The sequence below is a fragment of the Paenibacillus sp. TAF43_2 genome (assembly GCF_052113545.1).
Taxonomy (GTDB): Bacteria; Bacillota; Bacilli; order Paenibacillales; family Paenibacillaceae; genus Pristimantibacillus.
The window spans coordinates 1-7600 of the sequence record NZ_JBFRDK010000237.1; the positions used below are offsets into that span (position 1 = coordinate 1).

Here is a 7600-nt window from a genome sequence, read left to right on the forward strand (position 1 = left end):
CGCGAGTTGCGGAATCGTTCGGAAAGTATCGGGAGTATAGAGAAACAGAACCGCTTATGGTTATGGAGTTTTGGAATGGATGGTTCGATCATTGGATGGAGCCTCACCATGTTCGTGATGCAGCTGAAGTGGCCGACGAACTGGATAGAATATTGGAGAGAGGTTCATCGGTTAATCTTTATATGTTCCATGGCGGAACGAATTTCGGATTTTATAATGGTGCCAATCACATTAAAACGTATGAGCCTACGGTAACTAGCTATGATTATGATGCACCGCTGAGTGAGTGGGGAGATGTGACGAGCAAGTATGAGGCGGTTCGGAGCGTGTTTGCTAAGCACGGCATCGAGCCAGGTTGTGAGATGCCGCTGCCGATTCCTAAATATTCTTACGGCAAAGTGACATTGTCAGAGAGCGCAACACTGCTTGATAATTTGGAACAATTATCAGAGCCAGTAAAATCGATATTCATACAGCCTATGGAGAAATTTGATCAGGCGTACGGTTTTATTTTGTATTCGACATGGGTGAGTGGACCTCGATCTGGGCAAAAGCTGCATATTCAAGAGGTTCGTGACCGAGCGCAAGTATTTCTAGATGGCAAGTTATTAGGTGTGGTGGAGCGCTGGGATCCTAAGTCCTTAGATATTAGCATTCCGAAAAATGGGGCAAGACTAGATATCCTTGTCGAGAATATGGGGCGGATCAATTACGGTCCTCGACTTCGTGATCCGAAGGGGATTACGGAAGGAGTGCTCCTTGATAATCAATTTCTATACAATTGGACGATTCGGACGCTTCCCCTTTATCCTGATTCTCTATCATCTGTCCGCTACGAGAGAACGAATGCTCATGAATTGCAAGTAGAAACTCCGGCATTTTACAAAGGTTCCTTTGAGGTAGAAGAGATCGGGGACACTTTTTTAAGATTTGATGGTTGGAATAAAGGCGTAGCATGGATTAATGGCTTTAATCTGGGACGGTACTGGGAGATTGGACCTCAGCGTGCGCTTTATATTCCAGGGCCTTTGCTGCGGAAGGGACGCAACGAGATTGTGCTTTTTGAGCTGCATGGCTTCTTGACTGAGCCTGTAATCACACTTAGCGATCAGCCTGATCTAGGGGAGTCCGCAGCGGTGGATGACCGGGTGTTAAATTTTGTGCAAGATGAGCAGACAACCTAAATCGAGCTTTATCCCTAGGCTTTAGCAATGAAGTAAATCAGAGGGTGTTTCAAAAGCAATAAGCTTCAGGGGCACCCTCCAACAATCCTAGCCGTTTCGCACACTGTAATAACCTATGCCTATGTGTGTTTATTGCTCCATTTCCCGCCTCGACCATACGCCTCAGCAACTCTATAAGCGCATATATGTTCTTACAGACCACAAACCTAGCCGTTTCGCACGCTGTAAGAACCTATGCGTGCTTATTGCTCCATTTCCAGCCTTGACCATACGCCTCAGCAACCCTGTAAGCGCATATATGTTCTTACAGACCATAAACCTAGCCGTTTCGCACATTGTAAGAACCTATGTGTGCTTATTGCTCCATTTCCCACCATGACCATACGCTTCAGCAACTCTATAAGCGCATATATGTGCTTACAGACCACAAACCTAGCCGTTTCGCACACTGTAAGAACCTATGTGTGTTTAGCTCCATAACCCGCCTCGATTATACGTCAAAATTCACTTGTCCGCCATTTGCTTAAGTGAGCATCAACAGACCCAAAAGAGAAAGATGCCATCATAGCTTCTGGTTGACCTTATTTTTGGTGGTAAACGAAAGCTCAATACACTTCATTTCGCTGCAGTTCCTCTTTTACATATTGCATGAAAAGATTTTTGGATGACGAATTATACTCCGTGTTACGTAATTGCAGCAAACCGACCGGAATGGCTGAATCCTTCAGTTCAACGTGTATTTTCACAACATTCGTGGGTAACGCTGTTGAATCTAGAACGGCTCCAACGGAAGGTATTCGCTGAACGAACCCAGGAATAGCCGAAATTTGATTCACCGTATATAGAAAAGGGGTTTCGGTGTAATGGGAATATTGCTTAGCTAACCGCAGATAATACAAGCAGGTATTTCCTCCAACGATCATCGGATAGTTAAGCAGTTCTTCAAAGGATATTATTCTGTTTCTTTCAGCCAAGGGATGGTTGTTCGCTACAATGAAGGAAATATTCTCGTAATATAGAGGCTCAAAGCTAAATGAAGAAAAATCGGCAGGCTCTCCGCATATGGCAAAGTCCAGTTGGTTCTGGAGTACCGCTCGTGACAAGGAGTCGGTGTTCCCGCTGACAAAGTGACATGATACTTTTGGTTTAAGTTCCTGGAATTGTCTCAGAGAGCTGGGCAGCACATGCTCGAATATCGATGCTAGCCCTCCGACGCGCAGGGAGCCGATCTCCTCTCTTTGCAAAGCTTTTGCTTGCTCAGTTACATGGTTCCAGTGTTGAATGAGCTTGTCAATTTCCACTGCAAAAATTTGTCCAGAAGCGGTTAACTCTGCATCCCATCCTCGCTTAAATAGCTGAATGCCCAATTCCTTCTCCAGCCGCTGGACTTGATTAGTAATCGTAGACTGCGCGTAATTCAACTTTGCGGCAGCCTTGGTGAAGTTTCCTTCTTGAATAATGGTTCGAAACGTAATGAGTTCCTTTAAGTCCATAGCATATATCTCCATCGGTATAATTGAATTAAAATATCATTTTATTCAATTATATAAATAAATTAACGGGGAGTAAAATGAAGTTAGCCCATTGAAGGAGTGATATAAAAATGCCATTCATCAGAGTAAGTTACATGGAAAACCAATATGGGAAAGAGCAATTGCCCATCATAAGCCATGCAATTATGAATGCACTAATTCAGCATTTTAACGTGCCGGAGGATGATTGCTTTCAAGTTTTCCATTCACACAAAGAAAGCGAGTTTTATTTTAGCCGGAATTACTTAAATATAGAGCGAAGTGACGGGCTGCTCTATATTCAAATTACGCTCAAATCCGGAAGAAGCATCGAGCAGAAAAAAAACTTTTACGCAAAGTTAGCCGAGCTATTATCAAATACGCTTAACATGAGGAAAGAAGACGTTCTCGTCGTACTGGTCGACACGGAATTCGAGGATTGGTCATTCGGTAACGGCGTTGCACAAATGATCGAACGTCCAGACAACAAGGAGGAGGCATAAGAATGAAGCATCGAAAATTCAAATCAACTGCCCGAGAATCGTTTGGGGATATTGCACCTGCTTTCGTGCGATATTCGGAAGAAGTTCTCTTCGGGGACGTGTGGAGAAGAGAACAATTATCGCTTCGGGAACGCAGTCTCCTTACGATATCAGCACTAGTCGCTGGAGGACTTACAGAACAGCTTTCTTATCATCTCCGCCTTGCAAAAGAGAACGGTCTGAACGAAGAAGAGTTGATCGAAGCGTTGACCCATCTGGCGTTTTACGCTGGATGGCCGCGAGCTGCGTCGGCGATTCAAGTTGCGAAGGAAGTATTCGAGGTGAACATATAAAGATGGAACACGCCAATTCGGGCGTGTTTTTTTGTGTATATGGATGTCCATTAGTTCACTAGAATCATGATATACTAAAGCTTACTGAATAGTTAAGTTGAAGCCTAAGAGGAGGACACAAGCATGTCAACTGTGACCTTTTACCGCGAGGATTCGCTGCCTTTTTTGGAAGCAAAGCGATGTATGAGGAGCGATCTTGCCTATCAAAAGCATTTTCATGAGGAATATTCGATTGGACTTATAGATGAGGGAGAAACGAGCGCATGGTGCGATGGAACGCTGCTTCAGGTTGAAGCGGGAAGAGTCATTAGCTTTCCGCCAAAAATGATGCATGCTTGTCATCCTCTTGATGATATGGAGTGGCAGTACAAGATGCTTTTTATCAAGCCCGAATGGTTTAAAGGCCTTAATCATACAGAGCTTGGCCAGCTTGATATCCCGTACTTGCTTGAAGAGGGTAAAAATAATGCTTGTCGATTGCAAATAAACCGGACGATGGAGGCACTTATAAGCAAAGGAACTCCGCTTGAGATCGAAACGGCTTTAATTGAGCTAGTACAAGCACTCGTTAGTCAGAATACGGAAGATCTTGAACATGAATCACAGCGTAAAGAGGATCAAAAGTACGTCAAACTGATAAAAGAGTATCTGCATGCGCATTTTGACGAAAATGTTACGTTGGAGCAGCTGGAGAATGAAGCGAGTATTAGCAGATTTCATCTTGTTCGTCTATTTAAGAAATGGAGCCATCTGCCTCCGCACGCTTATCAGATTTTGCTGAGAATCAATCATGCAAAGCTGGAATTGACCAAGCAGCGACCAATCTCCGAAATTGCAGCAGAAGTGGGCTTTTATGACCAGAGTCACTTTTCGAAAGCATTTGTCAAAATCGTTGGGGCAACGCCGCAAAAATATGCTTTGTCTATTTGAAATGGAGCAATTTTATACAATACCGCTTCCTGTCTAGCTTGTAAACTTAGATTTACTTGAATGAAGGAGTGGTAGAACTATTATGCATAACAGATCAGACTTAGAAAAACAATTTACAGCTTCGCTCAAATCTATCGCTCGTCGTCCTGACCTAAAGTCATATGTGGAGCAAACGCCACAGCTGAACCAAACGCTGCGACGTGCAGCTGCGCGGTATGTAACCGGTGAAGCAAGGCAAGATGGAGTTGAAGCAGCAAGCGAGCTTTCCGCCAAAGGATACGCGGTATCACTTGAGTATATCGGCGAGAATACTGCTGATGTCGCTAAATGTGAGGCAGCAGTTACAGAAATGTTGGCGCTCATCCATGAAGCTCGGCAAAATGAGCTCTCCGCACGAGTATCATTTGATCTATCACATATCGGGCTCTCGCTAGATACGGAGCTTGCTTATTCGAATCTTATGAATTTAGCTGAGCAGGCGCAGAAAGCGGGCGTTGAACTATTCATTAGTATGGAAGAGTCCTCAAAGACAGACAGAATACTGACTATATTTGAGCAAGTTGCTTCTATTTATCCGAATGTCGGCATTACGTTACAGGCGCATTTGAAAAGAACACCACAGGATCTGGCAGCTATATCCTCACCTAGCCGTATCCGCATCGTCAAAGGCGCGTATCAAGAATCCAGTGAATACTCGTTACCTCGTTCTCCTGCGCTAAATGATCGTTATGTTGAACTTGCTCAGAGCGCGCTCCGCCAAGGACATCGTGTATCGATCGCAACCCATGATGAGTCTATTATTGAACAACTTCTTAATCAAGGAGTGGGATCAAGCTCTAATGCTGAGTTTGAAATGCTGTATGGCATTCGTCCAGATTTGAGCAGCAAGCTGAAAGCAGAAGGACATCCGATCAGGATTTATCTTACTTATGGACATGAATGGTATTTGTACTTGTGCCATCGCATTGCGGAGTATCCGCCGAATCTTTTTCAAGCTGTCATAGATACGGTAAGTCATGAGGGAGTCCAGCCTGTGCAGTCGTATGAGTGAAGGAACTTAGTGGTGTGATGCTTTCAAGAGAGAGCAACTATAAAAATGATCGTAAAACGCTTGAATTTTCGAGCGTTTTTTTGTTTTTTGCTTATTTATAGAAAAATGAGCATCTAAGCAAATTTATTTTATTGTTTGGGAGGTTTTGGGTACATTGGTCTAGAATTGTAGTTATAAGTAGTTCCGAAGTCTATGTTTTAACCGTAAACTAATTAAACTTTCGCTTGATAAACGAACTGGAGAAGCCATAATGATAATTAATAATAACCCATCGGCTATTAACGCTCATAATAGTTTAAAGAAAAATAATATCCAAACGTCTAAAGCATCGGAAAAGCTGTCTTCGGGTCTTCGCATTAATCGTGCAGCTGATGATGCAGCAGGACTAGCCATTTCAGAGAAGATGAGAGCTCAAATCAGAGGGTTAGATCAAGCACATAAAAACGTTCAAAATGGGATATCGCTTATTCAGACTGCTGAAAGCGGATACCAGGAAATAACGGATATCATTCAACGACAAAGAGAATTGATTATTCAAGGCATGAATGATACGAATACGTTTGAGGACAAGCAGAAAATTGACCAAGAAATTCAACAGCTTAAAGAAGAAATAAATAGAATTGCTACCCAAACGGAATTCAATACCATTAATCTTTTGGGACGAGATGACTTTCAAATATTAGCCGACCGTTCAAGTCATACGATTAAAGTAAATACATCGGGACCGTTTCCTCCAACGACTATCATTAATGAACGGACAACATCCTTTTTTCCAATTGGTATGACTGAGGTTCCCGTAACCGCTCAATCTTCGAATACGAATACAACGATCGGTAACGTTAACCATTTTAACGCTTCAGTCACACCCATTACTTCACCTGATGGACGTGAGGGGTATAACAATTACGAAAAAAATGAACATATCCATACAGAGACAACAACTACAGGTACCTATTATTATGGAAGAGAACTAGTCAGCGATCCTAGATATAAAGAGCTTGATATTAAGCATTTTTCTATTAATAATGTGTTTTTTCAGACTGAGCTTATTCCAAGTGGAACTACAGTCGGACAGTACCCCGATTTTGGCGGATTTGAAGATCGGTTCATAACTGTTGAAATAGACGGTATCTCTCATACTCTTGATAACTTTACTTTAACGAGCTCGGCTATAACCTCGAGTGCGATTACAGCCGTTTATGAAAAAGATGGTATTGAAATTGAAAAGATGATGTCGACGGACGGGTCGGCTTTTAAAGCAGAGTTTAAAATTAAAAATAATTCCGGTGTAGATGATAAACAAATCAAATTTAGTGCTGGTTTTAAGCCGGAATACGACGGATCATATAATATTTCGTCCTCCAGCGGAGTTCCTACAGGCGTTACTGCTATTCAAACGGAAATACCGAGTTCAGGGACTGTGTTTGAACTATCAAATGATCTTGTGAATTACGATTTTTCGTTCCTGAATGGCGGAAGCTACGTTAAGCCTAATTCATTAACAACGGGAAGCGATATTTTGCAATCGTCAAGCTCTGGCCCCAATGTTATTACTCCATCATGGGAAACGACGGATCTTGATGATGGCGCTGTTTTGGAATTTGGCATTGTGCTAAATCATTTTAATTTTAAGAAAGATGTTTACCTCGTAACGAATAAAACGACAAGTCAAATTGATTCTATTATTGAAACCGTTACTACGGACATAACGGATGTGGACTATATTCCGCCTCGACTTGATATTCAAATCGGGGCAAATGAAAATCAAACGATGATTATTCCCCTTTTCAGTGTGAAGCTGGAAGGATTGGGTATTGCCAATATGTCTATTTTACCGCCGGCCATACCTAGTGAATCGCTAGCTCAAGCAGATCATGCCATAACAAGAGTTACAAACTATAGAACGATTTATGGAGCATTGCAAAATCGATTAGAACACACAGCGAACAATTTAGGAAATTATGCCGAAAATTTAACCGCAGCAGAATCACGAATACGTGATGCTGATATGGCAAAAGAGATGATGGATTTAACCAAATCGCGTATTCTGAATCAAACAGCACAAGCTATGCTCGCTCAGGCTAATCAG

6 protein-coding genes and 2 pseudogenes are annotated in these 7600 nt (G+C 42.4%); 7 read left to right on the forward strand and 1 reads right to left on the reverse strand.

The features are described 5' to 3' along the window. On the forward strand, positions 1-1184 hold a 1184-nt coding region (locus AB4Z17_RS30205), incomplete at its 5' end, for a beta-galactosidase (protein ID WP_441963962.1). Positions 1185-1789: 605 nt separating this feature from the next. On the opposite strand, the gene AB4Z17_RS30210 is transcribed toward AB4Z17_RS30205, so the two are convergent. Continuing rightward, entirely contained in the window at positions 1790-2677 is an 888-nt protein-coding gene (locus AB4Z17_RS30210; protein ID WP_441963964.1) for a LysR family transcriptional regulator, read from the reverse strand. Positions 2678-2787: 110 nt separating this feature from the next. Here AB4Z17_RS30210 and AB4Z17_RS30215 point away from each other — a divergent pair, with 110 nt between their 5' ends. The 6 genes and pseudogenes from AB4Z17_RS30215 to AB4Z17_RS30240 all read left to right on the forward strand — a co-directional run. After that, positions 2788-3198 carry a tautomerase family protein gene (locus AB4Z17_RS30215; RefSeq protein ID WP_441963965.1) on the forward strand — a complete coding sequence of 137 codons (411 nt, stop codon included), beginning with the start codon at positions 2788-2790 and terminating at the stop codon, positions 3196-3198. Between the two features lie 2 nt (positions 3199-3200). Then, complete coding sequence (locus AB4Z17_RS30220; RefSeq protein WP_441963967.1) at positions 3201-3530, forward strand: carboxymuconolactone decarboxylase family protein; 330 nt, start codon at positions 3201-3203, stop codon at positions 3528-3530. Between the two features lie 123 nt (positions 3531-3653). Then, a complete protein-coding gene (locus AB4Z17_RS30225) occupies positions 3654-4460 on the forward strand; it encodes an AraC family transcriptional regulator (RefSeq protein ID WP_441963969.1) in 807 nt (268 codons plus the stop codon). An 82-nt stretch (positions 4461-4542) separates the two neighbouring features. Beyond that, the gene (locus AB4Z17_RS30230; protein WP_441963971.1) at positions 4543-5511 is read left to right on the forward strand and encodes a proline dehydrogenase family protein; all 969 of its coding nucleotides are present in this window, start codon (positions 4543-4545) and stop codon (positions 5509-5511) included. 250 nt (positions 5512-5761) lie between these two features. Continuing rightward, a pseudogene (locus tag AB4Z17_RS30235) lies at positions 5762-6157 on the forward strand (flagellin N-terminal helical domain-containing protein); the annotation flags it as partial. 1209 nt (positions 6158-7366) lie between these two features. Beyond that, positions 7367-7600, forward strand: a pseudogene (locus tag AB4Z17_RS30240) (flagellin); the annotation flags it as partial.

Excerpts from the sequence above, each read along its gene's own strand:
- AB4Z17_RS30210 (WP_441963964.1), bottom strand. The coding sequence starts at position 2,677 with ATGGACTTAAAGGAACTCATTACGTTTCGAACCATTATTCAAGAAGGA.
- AB4Z17_RS30215 (WP_441963965.1), top strand. The coding sequence starts at position 2,788 with ATGCCATTCATCAGAGTAAGTTACATGGAAAACCAATATGGGAAAGAG.
- AB4Z17_RS30220 (WP_441963967.1), top strand. The coding sequence starts at position 3,201 with ATGAAGCATCGAAAATTCAAATCAACTGCCCGAGAATCGTTTGGGGAT.
- AB4Z17_RS30225 (WP_441963969.1), top strand. The coding sequence starts at position 3,654 with ATGTCAACTGTGACCTTTTACCGCGAGGATTCGCTGCCTTTTTTGGAA.
- AB4Z17_RS30230 (WP_441963971.1), top strand. The coding sequence starts at position 4,543 with ATGCATAACAGATCAGACTTAGAAAAACAATTTACAGCTTCGCTCAAA.